This is a genomic window from Maritimimonas sp. 2205BS37-2 (genome assembly GCF_056591755.1).
Genome location: NZ_JBWQOI010000001.1, coordinates 266726 through 286838, shown reverse-complemented (window position 1 = coordinate 286838; position 20113 = coordinate 266726). Strand labels below are relative to the sequence as shown.

Genomic DNA, 20113 nt, shown 5'->3' with positions numbered 1-20113 from the left:
TATGCCACAACAAGTATGTATGGGAGCTATGATGACCTGCTCATTTGGAGTAGCTCCTTCTTCGTTAATCGTTTTACCGCAGAATAAAGTACTAACCAGTAAAATGCCCGCTGCCAATATTATGGACAATAAACCAATTGTGAATATTCCACCCTTTGGCATGTGTTCGTCATTGGCAAACCCAACCGTTGCAGCAGCTACCACAGCTGCCCTGGGTGTGCTTACACCTATGCCCTGTGTACCGGTAACAGTAGCTCCATGGGCACCCGGTAGCCCAACAGTAATGATTGCAAATATGCCTGCTTTAAATAATACCTGCATGTTAAATTGTACCTGGGGTGGGGTAATTACCATATCACAACCGGGGCAAATGCAGTGTGATGTGGCGTAAAATTAAGAACTAACTAATCACGACTAGCCTCGGTCTTTGAGAAAAACCTTTTTAGACACGAAAGTGGCCCTAGTTAAAGACTTGAAATATGTATGAACAAATAGACAAGTCAGAAAAAAACAAAAACAACTCATTAGAAAGCGAATTACCTCAGAAGCAAAACCCTAATGAGTTAATACCTCATTTAATTGATAATCGACCAGAAGCTACGGCTCAAAGAAAAACCTTAGAAATGGCTAATAATAGCTTACAGGTAAGGCAAACGATTCAATTTAATTTAGTATCCGATAATAATCACCCTCAACTACAATCTCCCTCCTTAAGTACAGAAAACAATACAGGCTTACCCGATAATTTAAAATCGGGCATAGAAAACCTTTCAGGTTATGCAATGGATGATGTAAAAGTACATTACAATTCTAACAAACCCGCACAATTGAATGCGTATGCCTACGCTCAAGGTACAGACATACACATCGCTACCGGACAAGAAAAACATTTACCACACGAAGCCTGGCATGTTGTTCAGCAAAAACAAGGCAGAGTACAACCAACGAAACAGCTAAAAGAAAAAATTTCTATTAACGATGATGTGAGTTTGGAGAAAGAAGCCGATATAATGGGGTCTAAAGCTTTAGAATTTGATTCTTCAAAAGAGAATCAAGAATCTATAGATTTAAATAAGAGTTCGTTAAAAAGTAGTATTAAACAAAAGAAAGCAGAAAATACCCCTCAAACAAAAAAAGCGGTTTTCCAATTTGCTGAGGGAGATAAGCCTATCAAAGAAGTTCCATATTTATTAGGACTTTTAGCCTCTTATTTTGGTATTGAAGCATCTTATGCCGGTGTTGCAGCTGCCCTTGGAATCAGTACGGCAACTTTAACAGCGGGACTCATAACTTTAGGCGTAATAGGGCTCTATTGGTCAATTCCTAAAATCATTGAATATTTTACCTCTAGTGAAGAAACAGGAGAACCGGTAGAAACAGATGAAGAAGAGCATTTAATTATTGCCCGTGTACTAAAAATTATTCGTGAATTAGGAGTAAAAGAAATTAAAGAAATTCATGAAGATAAAATTGAAATGGAGCATCCATACAATAAAAAATCATCAATTTTCATTGAATTTAAAGTACTGGAGAAAGGTGAAGCTCATGGTGATCCGGTATTACTATCAGGCAATGGTAAAAATAGATATGTACTTTTTATCTCTAGGTTGGCATTTAGCAGTGGTTTACCTAATACCTTAAGAACAGCTTTAAATCAATTATATATACAATCATCAATATCTTTAGGAAACCTTCAAGAAAGTGAACCTAAAAGTCATACTCCATTAGAAGGAGAACATGTAATCGCTGATAACGTTCCTCAAAGTTTTCAAACAAATATTTCACCCAAAGCAATTTGGGAAACACTAATAGAATGGCTTCCGGGCCTAACAACAACTAATTTAGAAAATGAATATGCCGAAATAGCATCAAGATTAGCCGTAGGCGTAAATATGACTTTATCTACCAGTTCGAGGTTGACTCTTGAACTAGCTCAAAACTGGTTAACATTTAACTTGTCAAAATTAGAGCGCAAAGATTTAGGCGTATTATTACTGAATCACTTACGAAGTATGATTCCTAAAATAATTATGAATCATCATCAAGATAAAATGAAACGATTGGCCTTGGCTAAAGATACATTTGAAGATTATGGAGATAAATCAACAGATGAAAAAGTCAAAACAAGTGTAGCTTCAACTACAGACACCTCTACTAAAGTAGAAAGTAAGGCCAGAAAAAAAGTAAATGGTTTTATAAAATCACATGCAAAAATAGATGGTTTCTTAAAAAAGCTACCCGAAGAACTTCGTGAAGCATTATTACTTTCTTTTGAGAATAAAAAAGGAGGGCAAGTACTTTATTTATTAGATAGATATTTGGTAGCAAAACATGGTGATCTGGGTAAAAAAAGTTCTAAAGAAGATAAGTCTCCGGCTGATAGTTTAAAAATATTATTGGGAGCTGTTAAATCTTATGCTCAAAGGGTTACTCTTGTTGAAGCCTTTAAACAAGCTAAAGAATCGATAGACATTCCTGATTCATACTTAGATCCTCCAGTTGTTGAACCAAGCGGGCCACCAACCAAACGTGCAATAAGCAATGCTATTAAAACAAAATTTATCACAAGTCAAGATGCACAATTATTAGAACGGTATCTTGGTTTTAATACAGCCGTGCGTTTAATAACTTACTATAGAAAAAATAACAGTATAGCGGCGATGAGAGGTTTGATAAACCAATTAGCCGTCCATCAAACTGAATTAAATAGTGCTGAAGAGGCTCCTCCATTAACAAGTGCGTCTCTAATTATTGATACGAATATTGCCAAGGCTTTACTTTCTTTCACACATACCCATGAAGAAGCTGTTGCAAAAGACAAAACACTTAGATTCTTAAAAGCCAAGGGTATTAAAGACATTCGTTTATCTAATATGGTTGTTGGAGAATTAGTTGCTTTTGGTTCAGGAGTATTTGAAAAAGGTAATGCCGCTACAAAAAAGGAGAAAATAGTGTGGTACCCACTTCCCTTAAATGAAAGAAGAGATACTGCAAGTCAAAAAGGACATTATGCCGAAGATTTAATAAAAATGGAGGCATCAGATGTTGGAGGCAGTAAAGGAGCTCCAGATCGTCAAATTGTTGCAGATGCACTCCATGCAAAAACAGAAAAAGGCCATAAACCTCAATTTCTTACGGCAGATAAAGGAATCATGAAGCATCTCTTTAAAGATTTAAGAGATGCTTCTGGAGATAAGATCTTGGGAAAGACAAGTGACAATTATCGAGATATTAATAAAAGAAATGGTTTTGAAGAAATGGTAAAAGAGTCAAATCCCAGTTCTGTTACCAATCCCGATGAATTACCTTTCTTTAGTACAGATAAATTACATGGCGATTTAGATATTTACCCTGTTGACGTAGCAGTTTCAGGAGCTGTTTCAGATCCATATAAACCTAAAAAAGCTCCTTTACTTCTCGATGAACATGATTTAAAAACAACATCTGAGCCTAAAGGCACTGCTAAAGACCTTTTCGGGAAAAAAGTAGGAGAACACCAAGAATTAAAGGTGAAACATCTTTTTAGGCTTATTGAAAAAAATGGGCATAGGGTTGTTATTGCAGGCGGTGCTGTTAGAGATTTTGTAAGAGGTCACGATCCGAAAGATATAGACCTAACCACTGATATGCATATTGATGACTTACAAAATGCCTTAGAAAATGATCCTTATTTCCAAAAAGTTCCTTTGACCCCTTATCGTTTACCTAAAATGGATTTGCTTCAATTAGGGGGAAAATCAGATAATGCTATAGATATTACTTGTTCAGGAAAATCGGGAGAAAAAAAGTTGGACGATGAAGGGTTAAAAGAAGAAATAGGAAAACGTGATTTTGCAATGAACGCCCTATTTGTAAATAACGAAGGTAATATTCTAGACCCCGGTGGTAGAGGAATCGAAGATGCACTAGGGTCACATTTACACATGGTTGCTGATAATTTTGTGGGGCTTTTAGCCGAAAAAATGCCTGCATATCATGAGGTAGGGAGGTTGATGAAATTTGTTGGTCGTGGCTATAAGGTTGACCCGGAACAGTTAAATTATATTCGACATAGAATTCTCAAATTATTGGAAAAAGCGAGTACTGAAGAGGGGCAATTATATGGTTTTGTTGAAATATTAGATAAAGCCAGAGAAAAAACACCCCTAGAACTTATTGAAATATTAAAGAGCTTAGGTTTTAGCGCAAAATCTATTCGGGTATTATTTCCTGATACGCCGAAAGGGTTTTATGCAGATCAAACACCTGCATATGAACATAATGTATCTCCAAATCGTTTAGAAAATCCTCAATCAGAAAAATTACCAACAACAGGCCCTCAGGTAAAAATCGATACAGAACATGGTAGAGTATATCAATACCGTCAATTTGTAACATCTAGAAAAACAGGAGAAAAGTTAATGATAGATGTTGATATGAGCGATCATACAACACCCGGGCATTGGGCATATCATTATCATATATACCGATGGATAAAAGGAAAATGGGACAAACATGCTACAGGGATGTCTGCCTCTGGTGAAGCTGGTAAACCAGATATTGATGGTAATGAATATTTTGGCCCCGAGCCCTGGCAATGGGCTGAAGTAAACCCTGAGCAAGCTACCGAAAACCTTGTGCTCGAGCTTCAGAAGAACTTAGGAAATACATTCGAAGTAAAAAATAAAGGAGATTTAATTGATTTTGCTGGAGAGATTATTATGCATATGCAAAAACTTCGTCAAATAATTAACCATGGGCAATTGTCAACACTACTTATGCTCATAAAAAATACTGTTGATAGAGGTAAATTGCCTGATAGAGATGATATGGCCCGTTTCGGACTAACCGCAACCAGTGGCGAGCGTATTAGATTTAATAAACAATTCTGGGAAGTTCATGCTTTTTTGAAAAGATGCGGCGTTGCATTTAAAAGATTAAGTCTTGAACAAGAAATTCGCTTATTCGATTTATTACAATATGAAAAACTATCTGGCGTAAAATTGCAAACGGCTGCTCAATGGGCATATAAGAAATCAAGAGGCTACCCAATAGAGTTTACTTATTTCTTTGAAGCACACATTGCTTTAGACGATGGAAAAACATCTTCTTCGCAGATAAATGATGAATATGATAAGATAACACCTTTAAAAAGTGTGAGCCGCAGTACCCAAATCAAAACCCCGGTTAAAGAAACTTCAAAGAGAATTAAAGAGCTTAAATCAATCAGTAAGCATCTTAATTTTTCTAGTGCAAACGCAGAAAAGTATCATTTTATTAAGCATAGAAATGATATGCACCCAAGTGATCCTGATGCATATACACTAGTTCAATATGTAGCAGATGCACAAGAAATTATAGACAATGGAAAAGGTGAAGATTCAATGGAACAATTGGGACATCAATCATTTGTTTTTATTTGGAATGGTAAAAAAGCAGTAGTTAAAGTAGATGCTCGTGGAAATGCACATATAGCCACGGCGTTTCAAATGTCAAAAAGAGATCATGAATTTCAAAATGATTTATTTTTCCTTAAAAAACTTAATCTATCAGAAAAAGATGAGCTTGGAAAATTCTCTCCAGAAAAATCTGAAACCACTCCAGAAAGCATAAATAGACGATTAGCAAGTCTTGAATCATTTCTAAATGATATTAGAGGTACTATTCGAAATCCTGAAAACAGTATAAGGCAATTAAGAATGTTATCTGAGCATATTGAGAATATTTCAAGTTTTTTTGAAAGTTCGGCTGGAGATCTAGATGCAGAATACATAACATTAACTATACATAGAATTGATGATTTAAAACTTCAGGTAAAAAATACAGAAACAGAACTTCTGGCAAAAGAAAAATCAAGCACTGCAGAAATGATGATTAGAAGAATTGAAAAAGAAAACATGTTGCAGAAATCACAATTAAATCAAGTATCTGCGAAACTTTTAGCTATTAGATTTAGTAAAGAAGAAAATCCTTTAATAAAAATTAATGAGTACTATGCGTCATTGGGGGCATTAGGAGATCAAATTCACTACAATCTACAGCTTCTCAATTCAACAGAAGATCATATACTAGCATATAAAAATCAACTTGTTAAGAAGCTACAAGAAATAAAACATTTAAGAGAAATACTGCCTATTGCTATAAAAATTATTAGAAGTGATGAGAGAGATTTTAATCGTGGTGAATTATATGAGGAGTATACCCGATTAACAGAAAGTACAAGAAAAAATGACCAAAAATTAGAAGCACTATATAAAGAACATTCAAAGATAAAAAGCTCGAGCTCGTCAAAAACGATAAAATCAGTTTTTAGTGGTGTTCAAAATGGTGGAAACACTTGTTATATTGCTTCAACTTTACAAATATTAGCTAACACAGAGCGTTATAGAAGTGCTTTATCTGGAGATAGAATACAACTGCACCCTAGACTGGCAGCTTTAACTCTAGCTCTCGTTACTAAAATAAGACAACAAGAGGGTGTAACTGTTGAAGAAATTATTGACTATAGAACAGAATTAATTCATGCTGGTTGGTTAAGTGGTAATTTAATTTATCAAGCGAGCCAGCAAGATGCTGTTGAATTACTTGGGTTTATTCTTGATTCAATAGCTAATGATGATGTTCTAAATGAAAAGCATGAATGGCACTCTAATGCTGAAGAAGCCGGTGCGCATTCAAAAACCGGCCCCTTAAGAGTTTTAAGCCTATCTGGTCTTACGTTAAACGGTGAGGTAAGTTTGAATGATTTAATACGGCAAAATATTGGGGTGTTAACCACTACTGTTGAGCCTGAAGAAACGTTACATCATCGGCGAAGCCTTACAGGTGAATTACCACTTGTTATAACGGTACAATTAAATAGATTTAGTTATAGTACAATTATGGAGCGTATATTTAAATTGCATCAAAAGATTACGGGTACCAGTCGTTTAGAGATTCCTGCTGATTTATCACCTGATGGCAATGTGCATCATTATGATCTTACCTCTTTTATCGTTCATATAGGGGAAAGTACCCGTGCAGGTCATTATGTTTCTTACATAAAAAAAGGTACGCAATGGTACGGCGCCAACGATTCAGTTGTTGAGCCGGTTGGTAATCTTGAAATAGCCGAAGCTGTGAAAGATGCCTACTCACTTACTTATGAGAAATAAAAAGAATAGCTCGTCTTTTAACTCCAAAACTGTCTCATTTCTTCAAAAGGATTAATTTGTTGAACAGAAGAGTCAAATTGCACTTCATAATAATATCGTGCTTCTTTTTCTTTTAATTTAGCATATTGTACGAACCCAACTCGAAGTTTTTCTATTGCTCCTACTCTCCCAAAAAAGTAGGCTTCTACGAGATTGGCTTTGGTTACTACTCCAAGTTCTAATGCCAAATTCACAACTTTCACAAAGTCATGGTAAATTTTATTTCCACTTCTACTTTTTCGAAAGCTTAGGCCACTGGCATGCAAAGCAAACCATTCGGTTAATGCTTCATCAATGTTTTCTGGTAACTTAGCCATATTATCATCGGCAATAGCGTGCAATAATTCGTGTACAATAGCTCCAATGGTATGATTATCGGCATTAATACCAATCATACGTTTACCTCTTGTGGCGGGTTTAAAATCAGAACCCGCTGTTATTCCTTCAGTTTTAGTAGGATCCTCTCCATATTTAAGTACAGGCCTCATAAATTGTGTCCATTCCGAACCTTTAAAAAAATTAATTTTTTGTTCATGCACAACAGCAATTAGTTTTTGACTTAAGCCCGGGGCAAGGCTATCTAATCCTAAAGTTCCTATATAATCTATAATTGCTTCTTTTGCAGCATCAACTTTTACATCATTAAGGTGCTCATCTAGGGGTTCATCTTCAGATTTGTACCTAATTAATAATGATTGACGATCGAAGCCCAATTTGTCTTCAATAATAGAAACTAATGCAGGAGGGAACATTGGAGGAAGGTCTACCAAATATTTAAGACGTCCAGCTAACTTAACCACATTAACTACCCATGATTCTTTTCTTTTGCTATCTTCTATGTTTAAAGGTTTTAATTGTATCGCTTGAATATTTGTATTTGATTTTTTATTCAGTTTTAAGTTTTCAACAGATTTAGTTTGTAACGCCTTTGTTCCCATTACATCAGCTTCTTTCTCCAAACTCACATCATCGTTAATAGGAGTTTTTTCTTTTAGTTGTTTCGTTGGTTGTACCCTACCCTGCTTTTGCTGTACAATATGCCATGCTTCATGGGGTAAATGTTTTTCCTGCCCAGAAGCAATATGAATATCTGTTCCCTGAGCATAGGCATGCGCATTTAATTGTGCGGGTTTATTAGAATTGTAATGTACTTTTACATCATCCATTGCATAACCCGACAGGTTTTCTATACCCGATTTTAAATTATCGGGTAAGCCGGTATTATTTTCTCTTTTTTGAATGACAGATTGCTCAGATGAATAATCATTTGCCATTTCTTTTAATTTCATTTGAGAAGTGGCTTCCGGACGATTATCATTAAACTGAACATTAAGATCATGGTCATTTTGTGGTTCGAAAGTGTTTTCGATGTCCAATGACTTTTTCTTTTTATGTAATTTACCTGAAAATGTATCCATCATTTATATTTCTTTTACTGCTGCGGTCAATTTCCCCTGTGTTTCATAAGCATCTTTCTCTTCAGGTAATTTGTAATATGCATCAATATCTGCACTAAGCTTTTCGTCTGTACTCTTAGCAGTTAGCAACTGTATTTTCTCACTTCTGGCAAATTCAACTCGCAACGATTGAAGTTCACCATTAAGTTTGTAGTAGCCTAAATTTTTTGTATATGTATCTATAAACTGTTGCATAGATAGTTGTTTGTATAGTGCTTCTAAAACTGGTTCCTTACCAAAATCCGGGTGCTTTTCTTGCTCTATTTTGCCTAAACCTGCCTCTATCCATCCAGCCATTTCTTTTAAATAAGTTCCTGTAGCTTTAAGGTAACCGGTACAATATATTTCGACTTCAGCTTCAGGTTTATCTGATGTTACTTTCCCAATGCTTCCATCAATTGCATCGTGAACTGAATTACGAAATAATTCTAATTCGGTAATTCTTGATTTTAAATACTCTAATCTTTGCCATCTGTAAAGTAAAAGTGTCCTTTCTTCAGACCCTGAACCCATTACACTATCTTCCCATATTTTGGCTTTTTCATCCATTTCGGGTTTTGCAGCTTCTGCACTAGCTCCTTTTGGTTTCTCAGGCTTTGGTAGCTGCTTAGATGCCGGGATAATAACTTTATCAATCAATGCCTCATCCATATTGAAAAACCGGGCAACTTCTTGTGGTTTCATTCCTGATCTTAATTTGTTTTTGATCATTCTAAAAAATTGCTCAACGTGTCTACTCTCATGATATAATAAAGTGGCCAAATCCTCTTTGGTCCAATTTTGACTCTGTAAGTTACTGTTAAACTCTATTTTCCAGGTTCTAAAATTAAAAGCAGCTGCAGGGCCGTGCATACTTTTCCATTCATATTCCGGTGCAGGAATATTGTGGCTAGCTAAGCTAGTATATGCAATCTTCAATACATCTAAATAGTCATGCGTAATCCAGGTAACCAGTGGTTGTTGGACATCTTTATGAAGTGCAACACTTTTTGCAGCTTCAGCAATAGTTGCCTCACTTGCAAGGCCTTCATTAAGCTGTATAACCTCATTTTGTTTTAATTGAACGGGTTGTTTTGCTGAATAATCATTTGCCATTTCTTGCAATCTTGTCTGTACTGTGGCTTCAGGGCGTTTATCTTGAAATGGGAGTGATGATGTTTCATTTTTATTATTTTGGGATACGGCGGTTACATTCGTTCCAGATTTATTTTTTTTTATTCTTTCATGAACTTTCATAATTCATATTTTCAATTAGTGCCAATTATTTACTTCCAGCCCAATCCTTTATACCCTAGTGAAGATAATCCTGTTCTCCACCAACCTCTAGGCTTTCCCTTCCATCTCTCACTTATTTCTTTTAGATAATCGACTGACCCATCTAATAATTCTGGTCGATATGTGATCTTTCCTGATTTTGCCGATTTGAGAAGGCTTTCCCATTCTTTAAATTTGGCTTCTACTTCACGCTGTTTTTCAACATTCTCTTTGGTATACTGAAAACCATTAAAAGCCCATCTCACCTCTCTCCAAACTGAGGTTAAATTTTCAGACCCTTTAATAATAGTTGCATCAAGTGTATCGAGATAGCTTGCTGCCCATGTTTGCATGGGGCCTTCATTTTTACGCTTCATCCATTGCAAATAGTATTCACCAAATTTATTTTCATGTGCCAATGATGGAGTAAGTACTAAAGAACATCCGTCCCAACGAGCATCTAGAGCCTTCAAACTTGTCGACACCGTCGAAGATGCTTTCTCAGATGATGACGCTCCTATCTCCTTAACACTAACGATAAGAATTTGATTAAGAGCTCCCACCGATTCGGGAGATATGCCTAGTTCACCAAGTGTTACAAGAAATTTTTTATCGCCCTTAGGAATCACCTCGTTGATTTCATATGTCATTCCAGGAGCAAAAAGAATTTCATCTTCATCAGGGCTTTTTGAAAAAGTTCTAACGGGTTTACCTCCATGGTCTCCTTTAAGGTTGTAAACAATTAACGAATCACGTCCTGTAAATGGGTTTCCACGGCTAGTACTATTGAACTCTTTAACAGTATATGTTGTACCTTCCTTGTGCTCCGATAGACTATAACGAGGTTTTATAGTGTCGTGGGTTTCTAAATTAACTCCTTTAGTAACAATTCCACCTCTTGAAGTTGGAAGTTTACCTAGGCCAGATACGGTAAGTTCAATGCATTTTTCAATGGTTTTAATACCACTTGGAGCTCTCGAATCAATATAATCCTGAAGTGTTTCACGGTCTCCTGGATCTGCACGATTTCCTAGAATTTTGTTTATTTGTAAATGTAAACTACTCGTATAATTAGTTACAGCCCATTGTTCTTCGGGAGTTAAATTCATTTTCCCCATTTCAACCAAGAAATCTTCTCGTCCTGCTTCAGCATTTTCTGCCAAACTATAATTCGCATCCTGTGCATTGATTGACACCTTAGCTCCTTCTGGAGATATTAACGATAGCGCAACTCCTTGAGCTCCTACTAACTGCCAACCAGCTTCATCTTTTTCATCAATTCTGTGTTTAACTACAGCTTTTGCTCCTCTCTTACTAAGCGCAATGGGATCAACATTTCCAATTACCCGCTGTATACTATTGGATCTCGTTTTTGAAGTATTATGTAGTTGTTTTTCAGGTTTATTAACCTCATTAGTATCTGAATCTACCTTTAGCTGTGCCGCTTTTGCCCCCATTACATCAGCTTCTCTTTCTAAACCAACATCATCGTTAATGTTTATTTTCTCTTTTAACTGTTTTGTTGGTTGTACTCTGCCTTGTTTTTGTTGTACTACATGCCAAGCTTCATGAGGTAAATGTTTTTCCTGACCAGAAGCAATATGAATGTTTGTACCCTGGGCATACGCATGTGCATTTAATTGTGCGGGTTTGTTAGAATTATAATGCACTTTTACATCATCCATAGAATGACCTGATAAGTTTTCAACCCCTTTTTTCAGATTATCAGATAATCCGGTATTATTTTCTTTTTTCTGAAGAATTGGATTGGAAGGAGAAGCATTATTCGCCATTCTTTGTATATTGTCTATACTTTTGGCCTCATTACGATTATCATTAAATGCACTGAGCTGATTTGTTTCGAGCTTCTGCTGATCGTCAATTCGTTTAGATATATTTCTTTTTTTACGCGTATGTTCACCCATAACTGAAGCTTATTAATGAATTAAATTGCTAAGCTTCAAATTAGAAATATTCGTTCATTATAGGTATACGTATAAATACGTAAATTCAATTAAAACCTAATTAACTCCTCATAGATGGGCTGTAAAACCAGAATTAAAATAAAAAAATAGTTAAATAAAAATTAGGCTACTTAATTAAACCCTTGTGAAACTTTATAAAGACTAGTCTCGTCTAAAATTTTCAATTTTTTACCTGTAGTATCAATAAATCCTTTTTTCTTATACTCCGATAATAAGCGTATTGCCGATTCTGTAGCGGTACCTATAACGCTAGCGATTTCTTCGCGAGTAAGCACTATATCAACAAATCCCTCCTCATCTTCACCAAAGGTTTCTTTTAAGAAAAGTAACGTGTCAGCCAAACGTTGCTTTACTGTTTTTTGTGCCATTTTGGTAATAGAAGCATTCGCATCTTTAAGATCATGGCAAACGGTTTTCATCATATCCATTGAAAACTTTGGATTCTCTCGAATAGAGTCAAAAATATCTTTTTTAGGTATGAAACAGGCTTCCATATCTTTTAATGCCGTTACCGTAAGCGTAACAGGTTCTTCGCTCAATACAGATCGATAGCCGAGCATATCGCCTCCTTTTATAAACTTCACGATCTGCTCTTTACCGTTAGAACTAAGTCTTGACAGTTTACAAACACCAGCTTTAATACAGTAAACTCCACTTAAGATATTCCCTTCTGAAAATAACACTTCTCCTTTTTTAAAGATTCTCGTGTCTTTATGATCAGACATCGTCTTTAATTCTTGCTTAGTAAGCGATTTTAAAGTGTTAAATTCACGAATGATGCATTGTTCGCACTTACTCATACTTGATTGAAGTTATTCTTTCAAAGATATTCAATAATATGATAAATGTCATAATTTAAATCAATTAAATCCTCAACCTTTGTCAACAGGTAAATGAGTAATGTATGGCTACTATCAATTGTTATCATTGTGGTGATAATTGTACCAATGATATCATCCGTCTAAACGATAAAACCTTTTGTTGCAACGGATGTAAAACTGTATATGAAATTCTTAACGAAAGTGATCTAAACTGTTATTATGATTTAGAGCAGTCTCCCGGTAAAATTCCAGAAAAAATAAAAGGGAAATATGACTATCTCGATAATGATAAGATTGCTGAAAAACTATATGATTTCAAAGATGAACAGTTAACTGTTGTTACATTATACATTCCTCATATTCACTGCAGTTCATGCATTTGGGTATTAGAGCATCTAAACAAGTTAAACAAAGCTGTTACTACCTCTCGGGTTAACTTCCCAAAAAAAGAAGTGAATATTTCATTTAAAAATAAGAAAATCACCTTAAAAGAAGTTGTGGAACTTTTAAGCTCTATAGGTTATGAACCCTACGTAAGTTTAGAAGACACCGCTTCTAAAAAGAATAAACCAAATCGATCATTATTATATAAATTGGGGATTGCGGGATTTGCTTTTGGAAATATAATGTTACTATCATTTCCTGAGTATTTTCAGTCTGATGGTTATTGGATTGAAAAATATAGGCCGCTATTTAGATACATTATTTTCTTTACGATTCTTCCTGTGGTTTTCTATGCCGCTAACGAATATTTTATTTCTGCTTATAAAGGGTTAAAGCATAGAATTTTGAATATAGATGTGCCAATTGCATTAGGTATTACAGTACTTTTTTTACGAAGTTCATACGAAATTTTATTTGACACGGGGCAAGGTTATTTTGATAGTTTAGCAGGGTTTGTATTCTTTTTATTATTAGGTAAGATATTTCAGCAACAAACCTATAGCTTTCTTTCTTTTGAGAGAGATTATAAATCTTACTTTCCTATTGCTGTTACCAAGCTGAGCAAAGATAAGTCTGAAGAAAATGTCTCCATTTATGACATTAAAAAAGGTGATCGTTTATTAATTCGTAATAATGAATTAATTCCGGTTGATGGAGTGCTTATTTCTAAGATTACTCAAATTGATTACAGCTTTGTTACAGGCGAATCTTTGCCTGTTTCTAAACAATCGGGTAATAAAGTGTATGCAGGTGGTAAACAACTTACCGGAATCATAGAAATTGAAGCTTTGCAAACTGTTTCACAAAGTTATTTAACACAGTTATGGAGCAATGATGTTTTTTCAAAAAATAAATTGAATACGATAAAGACACTAACAGATGCTATTAGTAAACAATTTACAATCATAGTACTTTGTATCGCATTTTTAACGGGTATTTATTGGTACTTCAAAGACATAACTATGGTTGCCAATGTAGTAACGGCAGTACTTATTGTTGCCTGCCCATGTGCTTTGGCACTATCAGCCCCTTTTGCCTTGGGTAATATGTTACGCATTTTTGGTAAAGAAAAAATGTACTTAAAAAATACTTCAACCATAGAAAGCCTTGCAAAAATTGATACAGTCATTTTTGATAAAACAGGTACCCTCACAACTACAAAGGCTAATATGTATTATGAAGGTTTGTCTCTCACAAAAGATGAGCAGCAAGCAATAAAAAGTGTTTTACGAGCTTCCAATCATCCTTTGAGCAGAATGTTATATAATCAACTTAATGGATTACCCTCTAAACCTGTATCTAATTTTAAAGAAGCAATAGGAAAGGGCTTAGAAGGCTCGGTAGATGGTTCTTTTATAAAATTAGGATCATCGAGTTATGTTGAGTACACTAAAAATTCATCAACACAAACTGCAGTATACGTAAGCATTAATAATACTGTAAAAGGTAAATTTCATCTCGAAAATAACTATCGAGAAAGTATAAAAGAAGTATTCTCAACCCTTAAGCAAAACTATAAACTCGGTATCCTTTCTGGAGATAATCAAGGAGAGAAATTAAGATTGCAACAGCTATTACCATCAAAAACGGCTTTGGTATTCGATCAAAAACCAGAAGATAAGTTAGCGTATATAGAATTAAAGCAACGTTCTAAGCACAATGTATTAATGATTGGAGATGGCTTAAACGATGCCGGAGCCTTAGCGCAAAGTAATGTAGGACTTGTTATTTCAGAAGACATTAATGTTTTCTCACCAGCCTCAGATGGAATTATAGATGCTTCCGTTTTTAGCTTAATCCCAAAGTTATTGCGGTTATCAAAGAAAACTATACAAATTATTAAAATGAGCTTTATCATTTCATTGCTCTACAATTTAATAGGGATGGTATTTGCCGTAACAGGAAATTTATCTCCTATAGTAGCGGCTATACTAATGCCATTAAGTTCAATTACAATTGTAGTATTTGTAACGGTAGCTACCAATTTTATAGCACGGAAAAAGAAAAATTTGATAACATGACAATTATCATGTTTTAAGGAACATAGCTCCACTAATTTTGTAAAGTAATCAGGTATAATATGGGTGTTATTTATGTATTAATAACAGTGAGTTTAATTATTGCAATTATTTTTTTATTCGCCTTTGTATTTGCTGTGAAAAGCGGCCAATATGATGATGCCGTAACACCTTCTATTAGAATGTTATTCGATAATAAATCAATTAAAAAACATAAATCAAAACCTTTAGATAAATCATAATTTATGGAAATGCAACAATTTTATTATGACAACAAGATCGTCAAGAATTTCTTGTATGCAACTATTCTCTGGGGATTAGTAGGAATGTTAGTAGGTCTCCTATTAGCCTTCATGTTTATTTTTCCTGACTTAACAAGCGGTATTTCATGGTTGAGCTTTGGGCGTTTACGTCCGCTGCATACCAATGCGGTTATTTTTGCATTTGTAGGTAACGCCATTTTTGCCGGAGTCTACTATTCGCTACAACGATTACTTAAAGCAAGAATGTTTAGTGATCTATTGAGTAAATTAAACTTTTGGGGATGGCAATTAATTATTGTAGCCGCCGCTATAACGCTGCCATTAGGTTATACAACCAGTAAAGAATATGCCGAATTAGAATGGCCTATAGACATTGGTATTGCCGTTGTATGGGTAATTTTTGGTGTTAACATGATTGGTACCATCTTAAAAAGAAGAGAACGACATCTATATGTTGCCATCTGGTTCTATCTTGCCACATTCGTTACTGTAGCTGTGCTCCATATCTTTAATAGTTTAGAATTACCTGTAAGTGGTTTAAAAAGCTACTCGGTATATGCCGGAGTGCAAGATGCACTTGTACAATGGTGGTATGGTCATAACGCGGTTGCATTCTTTTTAACCACACCATTTTTAGGATTGATGTATTATTTCATTCCTAAGGCTTCTAACAGACCCATTTATTCATATAGATTATCAATTGTACACTTTTGGTCGTTGATCTTTATCTATATATGGGCCGGACCTCATCACTTATTATATACATCATTACCAGACTGGGCTCAAAACTTAGGTGTAGTCTTCTCAGTAATGCTTATTATGCCATCATGGGGTGGTATGATTAACGGATTATTAACCTTACGCGGCGCATGGGATAAAGTAAGAACAGATCCTGTACTTAAATTTATGGTTGTTGCCATTACAGGATATGGTATGGCCACCTTTGAAGGGCCTATGCTATCATTAAAAAGTGTAAATGCCATTGGGCACTTTACAGATTGGATTATCGCACACGTACACGTAGGTGCATTAGCATGGAACGGATTCTTAACCTTTGGTATGATCTATTGGATGGTTCCAAGAATGTTTAAAACAAAACTTTATTCGGTTAAGCTGGCTAATACACACTTTTGGATAGGCACTTTGGGTATTATTTTATATGCTTTACCAATGTATGTAGCTGGTTTTACACAGGCTTCAATGTGGAAACAATTTAACCCAGATGGTACATTAGTATATGGTAACTTCTTAGAAACCGTTACTCAAATTATTCCAATGTATTGGATGCGTGCTATTGGAGGAACTTTATTTATCATTGGTGCTTTAGTAATGCTTTATAATGTTGTAAAAACAGTAAAATCTGGTAGTAAGGTTGAAGATGAAATGGCCGAAGCTCCTTCTTTGGTAAGAATTAAAAAGGGACGTTTAGCCGGAGAGACGTGGCACCATGCTCTAGAAAGAAAGCCGGTTCAATTAACCATCTTTGCTACAATTGCCATCTTAATTGGAGGTATTGTTCAGATTGTTCCAACAATTATGGTGAAATCAAATATTCCAACGATTTCTAGTGTAAAACCCTATACACCATTAGAATTGGAAGGTAGAGACCTTTATATCCGTGAAGGTTGTGTTGGTTGTCATTCGCAAATGATTCGACCGTTTAGATCTGAAGTTGAACGCTATGGAGAGTATTCTAAAGCCGGTGAATTCGTATATGATCATCCTTTCTTGTGGGGGTCAAAACGTACTGGGCCAGATTTACATAGACTTGGCGGAAAATACTCTGATAGTTGGCATTTAAATCACATGAATGATCCACAAAGTACCTCACCTGGTTCCATTATGCCGAACTATGAATGGCTATCGAAAAATAAATTAGATATTTCTAATATCGAAAAGAAAATGGAGACGATGGTTGCGTTAGGCGTTCCATATAGTGAGGAAGATATTAGTAGCGCCCGTTCTGATATAAAAGAACAAGCCTTAAAAATAGAAAAGAATTTATACCAAGATCCAACCTTTGCTGAAAGCTATGAAGCTGCAAAGAAAAATGCGGAATCTAATGATCTGACATTTACACCTATGAACGAGCGTGAAATAGTGGCTCTTATTGCTTACTTACAACGCCTTGGTACAGATATTAAAGTTAAAGACGAACAAACAGCACAAAACAAATAATTATGCTCAAGTTTATAAAACATCATATGGAAAGCATTGATGGTGTTGCCATATATCCGATGATATCATTATTGATCTTTTTTATCTTTTTTTCACTACTATTTTGGTGGGTATTTACTGCAAGAAAAGATTATTTAAAAAAAGTAAGTAATCTACCATTAGATAACGATAATACTTTAGAACTATGAAAAATAGACCAACCTTAGCTTATATACGTGTATTTATAGTATTTGCAATTGTTTTTGTAATTACAGAATACTTCTATAAAACGGGCTCGGAGCCTGCTTTTATCACAAATCCGTCAGTAACTTTATTTCTGATAACTGTATTCTTAATGCTATTAGGCTTTGAAGCCATTCAAACCGCAACTAACAATTTGGGTAAAACCGATGACGAGCTTAACGCAGAAGTTAATAATAACATTAAAGAAAGTTCTGGATTTAAAGAATTATTAAGGGGTTTATGGGGTTCTAAACCCCTTGAACAGGAGGCTGATATTCTATTAGATCATGATTATGATGGTATTAAAGAGTTAGATAATTCTTTACCCCCATGGTGGTTATACTCTTTTTATATCTCAATGATTTTTGCCGTACTATATTTCGGATATTATCATATTCTGGGTGGTGACACACAAGAAGATGAATACAATAAACAAATGGAAATAGCACGTATTGAGGTAGAAAAATATAAACGTGCAAATCCGGTGGTTCTAGATCCTAGTAAAATGAATGCAACAGATAATCTCGAAGCCGGTAAAAAAATCTTTAGAGCAAATTGTGCTGCTTGCCATGCTAACGATGGCGGTGGGGGTATTGGCCCGAATTTAACTGATAACTATTGGATCTTAGGTGGTGGCGCAGAAAATATTTACAACACCATTTCAGAAGGAGGTCGTGATGGTAAGGGTATGATTGCCTGGAAAAATAGCCTTAATACCCAAAAGATACAACAGGTGGTGAGCTTCATATTAAGTTTGGAGAATACGACACCGAAAAATCCAAAAGCGGAAGAGGGTGAGCTCTGGAAAGAGCAATAATAATTGATCGCCTAATGTTGTAAAAGACAGGTGGCGATCTTAAAATTGAGTTTGTAAAAAATGGGTGAACAAACAAAGGAAAGCTTTAGAGATTCTATAGGTACCATAGATGATAGAGGTAGGCGCTCTTGGATTTTTCCAAAAAAGCCAAGTGGTATCTTTTATAAATATCGAACCTATGTAAGTTGGTTTTTATTAGCTTTTTTATTTGCAGCTCCTTTTATTAAGATCAACGGCAACCAGTTTTTACTATTTAATGTTCTTGAGCGTAAGTTTAACATTTTTGGCTTTCCGTTCTGGCCACAAGATTTTCACTTGCTTGTAATTTCCATGATTATAGGCGTGGTTTTTATCACACTATTTACGGTGGTTTACGGTCGTGTTTTTTGCGGTTGGGTCTGTCCGCAAACTATTTTTTTAGAAATGCTATTCAGAAAAATAGAATATGCCATAGATGGAGACCGAGGTGCTCAAATAAGGCTAAAAAAACAAGCCTGGAATGCTGAAAAAATTAGAAAACGAATACTTAAACATACTGTTTTCTTTATCATATCATTTCTAATAGCTAATGTGTTTTTGGCCTATATTATTGGTAGTGATGCCCTTTTTGAAATCATAACTGATAATCCGGCTAATCATGTTACCGGATTATTTTCTATTCTTATTTTCACCATAGTGTTCTACTTTATCTTTTCATGGTTTAGAGAGCAAGTATGCGTTATCGCTTGTCCATACGGCAGATTACAAAGTGTTTTACTAGATACTAAATCAATTGTAGTAGCCTATGATTATAAACGTGGTGAAAAAGAGGCAGGGAGAGCGAAATTTAAAAAGAATGAAGATAGGCCCGCTTCTGGCAAAGGTGATTGTATTGACTGTCATCAATGTGTTGATGTTTGTCCAACCGGAATTGATATTAGAAATGGGACGCAGTTAGAGTGCGTAAACTGTACTGCATGTATCGATGCATGTGATTTTATGATGGAAAAAGTGAAGCTTCCAACCGGGTTAATACGATTTGCATCAGAAGATAATATTGCTAAAGCAGAAAAGCCAAAATTCACATTACGAATGAAAGGCTATACTGCTGTATTAGTAATATTAATTGGAGTTCTTGTTGGTATGTTATTTTTAAGGAATGCTGTTGAAGCTACGATATTGAGATTACCCGGGCAACTATACACTACTAAAGAAAACAATATTATAAGTAATGTATATACCTATAAACTAATAAATAAGACCACAGATAAAATACAAGATGTAGCCATAAAATTGATATCACATGATGGAACTATCAAGCTTGTAGGAGATGATGCACTTTCGGTACCAAAACAAGATTTATCTGAAGGGACCTTATTTATAGAAATACCAATAGCGCAATTAAAGGGCAGTAAAGAGAAAATTAAAATTGGGGTGTATTCGAAAGATGAACTTATTGAAACTACAACTACCAATTTTTTAGGACCAAAAAAATATTAAAAA

Annotated in this window: 12 protein-coding genes; 8 read left to right on the top strand and 4 right to left on the bottom strand. The window is 35.1% G+C overall.

Annotated elements, in window-relative coordinates; all coding sequences use genetic code 11:
- Position 1: 1 nt before the first annotated feature.
- Positions 2–391 (top strand): DUF4280 domain-containing protein, encoded by a 390-nt coding sequence (locus AC1EUU_RS01245; RefSeq protein WP_480199558.1) that lies wholly within the window; start codon positions 2–4, stop codon positions 389–391.
- A gap of 88 nt (positions 392–479) precedes the next feature.
- A complete protein-coding gene (locus AC1EUU_RS01240; RefSeq protein WP_480199557.1) occupies positions 480–7133 on the top strand; it encodes an eCIS core domain-containing protein in 6654 nt (2217 codons plus the stop codon).
- A gap of 17 nt (positions 7134–7150) precedes the next feature.
- On the opposite strand, the gene AC1EUU_RS01235 is transcribed toward AC1EUU_RS01240, so the two are convergent.
- The 4 genes from AC1EUU_RS01235 to AC1EUU_RS01220 all read right to left on the bottom strand — a co-directional run bounded on the left by AC1EUU_RS01235 (position 7151) and on the right by AC1EUU_RS01220 (position 12668).
- Entirely contained in the window at positions 7151–8593 is a 1443-nt protein-coding gene (locus AC1EUU_RS01235; RefSeq protein ID WP_480199556.1) for an eCIS core domain-containing protein, read from the bottom strand.
- The gene (locus AC1EUU_RS01230; protein ID WP_480199555.1) at positions 8594–9865 is read right to left on the bottom strand and encodes a hypothetical protein; all 1272 of its coding nucleotides are present in this window, start codon (positions 9863–9865) and stop codon (positions 8594–8596) included. It lies immediately after the preceding gene.
- 29 nt (positions 9866–9894) lie between these two features.
- On the bottom strand, positions 9895–11808 hold the full coding sequence (locus AC1EUU_RS01225; protein WP_480199554.1) for an ADP-ribosyltransferase: 1914 nt from the start codon (positions 11806–11808) through the stop codon (positions 9895–9897).
- 170 nt (positions 11809–11978) lie between these two features.
- Positions 11979–12668 carry a Crp/Fnr family transcriptional regulator gene (locus AC1EUU_RS01220; RefSeq protein ID WP_480199553.1) on the bottom strand — a complete coding sequence of 230 codons (690 nt, stop codon included), beginning with the start codon at positions 12666–12668 and terminating at the stop codon, positions 11979–11981.
- 104 nt (positions 12669–12772) lie between these two features.
- On the opposite strand from AC1EUU_RS01220, the gene AC1EUU_RS01215 reads away from it, so the two are divergent.
- From AC1EUU_RS01215 to ccoG, 6 genes are read left to right on the top strand one after another with little or no spacing between them, the layout of a single operon-like run.
- On the top strand, positions 12773–15154 hold the full coding sequence (locus tag AC1EUU_RS01215; RefSeq protein ID WP_480199552.1) for a heavy metal translocating P-type ATPase: 2382 nt from the start codon (positions 12773–12775) through the stop codon (positions 15152–15154).
- A 59-nt stretch (positions 15155–15213) separates the two neighbouring features.
- On the top strand, positions 15214–15393 hold the full coding sequence (gene ccoS / locus AC1EUU_RS01210) for a cbb3-type cytochrome oxidase assembly protein CcoS (protein WP_480199551.1): 180 nt from the start codon (positions 15214–15216) through the stop codon (positions 15391–15393).
- Positions 15394–15396: 3 nt separating this feature from the next.
- Positions 15397–17592: a cytochrome-c oxidase, cbb3-type subunit I gene (ccoN, locus tag AC1EUU_RS01205; protein ID WP_480199550.1), complete on the top strand. Its 2196-nt coding sequence runs from the start codon at positions 15397–15399 to the stop codon at positions 17590–17592.
- A gap of 2 nt (positions 17593–17594) precedes the next feature.
- Positions 17595–17780 (top strand): CcoQ/FixQ family Cbb3-type cytochrome c oxidase assembly chaperone, encoded by a 186-nt coding sequence (locus tag AC1EUU_RS01200; protein WP_480199549.1) that lies wholly within the window; start codon positions 17595–17597, stop codon positions 17778–17780.
- A complete protein-coding gene (locus AC1EUU_RS01195; protein WP_480199548.1) occupies positions 17777–18631 on the top strand; it encodes a cbb3-type cytochrome c oxidase N-terminal domain-containing protein in 855 nt (284 codons plus the stop codon). Before AC1EUU_RS01200 ends, AC1EUU_RS01195 begins: the two co-directional genes overlap by 4 nt.
- A 60-nt stretch (positions 18632–18691) precedes the next feature.
- Complete coding sequence (gene ccoG, locus AC1EUU_RS01190) at positions 18692–20110, top strand: cytochrome c oxidase accessory protein CcoG (protein ID WP_480199547.1); 1419 nt, start codon at positions 18692–18694, stop codon at positions 20108–20110.
- Positions 20111–20113: the final 3 nt, after the last annotated feature.